At 74.9% G+C, this 2,546-nt stretch carries 2 protein-coding genes and 1 pseudogene; 1 reads left to right on the top strand and 2 read right to left on the bottom strand.

The genetic code is table 11. The features are described 5' to 3' along the window. Positions 1-128: 128 nt before the first annotated feature. Both AC2W7G_RS13575 and AC2W7G_RS13570 read right to left on the bottom strand, forming a co-directional pair. The gene (locus tag AC2W7G_RS13575; protein WP_485868904.1) at positions 129-545 is read right to left on the bottom strand and encodes an EamA family transporter; all 417 of its coding nucleotides are present in this window, start codon (positions 543-545) and stop codon (positions 129-131) included. Positions 546-673: 128 nt separating this feature from the next. Then, positions 674-1,012: pseudogene (locus tag AC2W7G_RS13570) on the bottom strand (EamA family transporter); the annotation flags it as partial. Positions 1,013-1,076: 64 nt separating this feature from the next. Between AC2W7G_RS13570 and AC2W7G_RS13565 the strand changes: the two are divergent. Then, positions 1,077-2,546: LysR family transcriptional regulator (locus AC2W7G_RS13565; RefSeq protein ID WP_485868903.1), on the top strand; the 1,470-nt coding region annotated here is incomplete at its 3' end.

Genomic DNA, 2,546 nt, shown 5'->3' with positions numbered 1-2,546 from the left:
GCCGCGGCCCAGGCGGTCTTCGGCCTGCTCAACTCCCGACGCCGCTACCATGCGCCCGGCTCGACCGCGCGTCCATGCGCGCGCTGCTCGTCCGCATGGCCCGCGGCGCGCTGCAGGGCCTGTAGCGACTAGGCCGCCGGGACGGCCTCGCGCCGGCGCAGCCGGACGCTCGCGATCGCCACGCCCGACAACATCACCAGGCCGCCGGTCGCCTCGAGCCCGGTCGGCACCTCGTCCTGCACGACCCACGCCGCGAGGATGCCGACCACCGGCACGAGCAGGATGAACGGCACGACCGCGCCCGCGGGGTACCGGGCCAGCAGGCCGTTCCACACGACGTAGCCGAACAGCGACGCGAACACGACGGTGTACAGCGTCGACAGCACCGCGGTCCAGCCGACGCCGGCCAGCGCGTCGCCGACCTCGGCCGAGCCGTCGACGACGAGCGACAGCAGCACCGCCGGCACCGGCACCACCAGCGCGGACCAGGCCACCAGGCCCAGGCCGGAGGCCATCCGGGCCCGCCGGGCGGCGACGTTGCCGATCGCCCACGAGAGCGCGGCGCCGATGGTGACCAGCAGCGGCAGGACGGCGCCCGCAGGCCGTGCGCCAGGGCCACGACCAGCAGGCCGACCGTGCCGACGGCGACGCCGACGACCTGCTGCGCGGTCGACCGCTCGCCCAGCGCGACGGCGGCGATGACCACCGTGAACATCACCTGCGCCTGCAGCACGAGCGAGGCCAGACCGGCCGGCATGCCCAGGTCGAGCGCGACGTAGAGCAGCGAGAACTGGCCCAGGCTCATGAACGCGCCGATGACGAGCACGTCCTTCCACGGTCCCGGCCGCGGCACGAGCAGCACGAGCGGGAACGCGACGAGCACGAACCGGAAGGCCAGGAACAGCAGCGGCGGGACGTCCTGCAGGCCGGCGTCGATCACGACGAAGTTGAGCCCCCACACGAGGGCGACGAGCACGGCGAGCAGGGAGTGACGGGTGGACACGGGTGCCATCCTGCTGCACGCGACCGTGAACGAACAGCGACGGTTCGTGCCGCGTACTCGGTAGCATCGCTGCATGATCGACGTGACCGCCCTGCGTGCGCTCATCGCGGTGCGCGACCACGGCACCGTCGCCGAGGCGGCGCGGACCCTGGGGTACACGCCGTCGGCGGTGAGCCAGCAGGTCAAGCGGCTGGAGCGGCAGAGCCGCGCCGCCATGCTCGAGCGGGTCGGACGCCGGGTGGTGCTGACCGAGCGCGGCCGGCTCATCGCCGACCGCGGCGCCCGGCTGCTGGCCGAGCTCGAGCAGGTCGGGAACCTCGCCCTGGGCGACGACGCGCCGCTCACCGGCGTCTTCCGCATCGCGGCGTTCTCCACCGCCTGCCGCGGGCTGGTCGCCCCTCTGCTGCGCCGGCTGGCCGAGACCGCGCCGGCCCTCGAGGTGCAGGTGCACGAGATCGACCCGCGCGAGTGCCTCACCCTGGTCGAGCGCGGCGGCGCCGACCTCGGTCTCGTCCACGACTGGAACATGGTGCAGCTGACGGTGGCACCGTCGCTGCAGCTCGTCGAGCTGCTCACCGACACCGCCGACGTCGTGCTGCCGGCCGACCACCCGCTCGCCGGACGTCCGCAGGTCGCGGCGGCCGACCTCGTCCACGAGCGCTGGGTCAGCACGCACACGGGGTCGATCTGCCACGACTGGCTGCTGCAGATGCACGCGCTCCACGGCACGCAGCCCGACGTGCGCTGCCAGGACGCGAGCTTCGGCACGCACGTCGCCATGGTGGAGCAGGGCGTGGCGGTCGCGCTGCTGCCCCGGCTGGGCCGCGAGCACCTGCCGGCGACGGTGCGCGCCGTCCCGGTGGTGGACCCGGTCTCCAGCGCACCGTCGGCGCGGTGTGGCGCGGGCGAGCGACGAGAACCCGGCGCGCCGGCACGTCCAGGCCGAGCTCGAGCGGGTCGTGGCCGAGCACGTCGCCGGCCGCGTGTCGTCCTAGTCGTCCAGCAGCGGGTCGTCGCCGCGGCCGATGCCGCAGAGCCGGACGACCTGGTCGAGCACGCGGCCCTTCTCCAGGCCGGGCAGGCGCACGAACGTCGTGGCCTCGCCGTGCTCGGTGACGACCCGCAGCGGCAGCAGGGTCCCGACCTTGTCCTCGGCGACCACGTGCGCGTCGCAGCGGGCGGGCACGAGCCGGACGTCGCGGGCCCAGCGGTCACCGGCCTCGAGGCTGCGGTCCAGTCGCCCGTCCTCGCCGGGAGCCAGGTCCAGCAGCACCGTCCCGCCGATCGACTCCAGGTCCACCGCGGCCTCGGTCGCCACCAGCACGAGCGGCAGGACGATCTCGCGTCCCTCGACCTGGGGCAGGCCGACGTCCACGCGGAGCGACGCGTCGACGCAGTCGCGCCGCACCAGGCGGCCGACGGCTCCGAAGCGGTCACGGACCGGCACCATCACCTCGACCGTGCCGCCGTCCGGCCGCTCCAGCAGCAGCCGGACCCGCGCGGCGGCGACGTCCCCGCACGCCTCGTCCTCGGTGTCGGCGCG

The sequence above is a fragment of the Aeromicrobium sp. PFPM2_SD2 genome, assembly GCF_057364525.1.
Note: the sequence above shows the minus strand (reverse complement) of the source record. Positions and strands in the feature narration are given on the sequence as shown.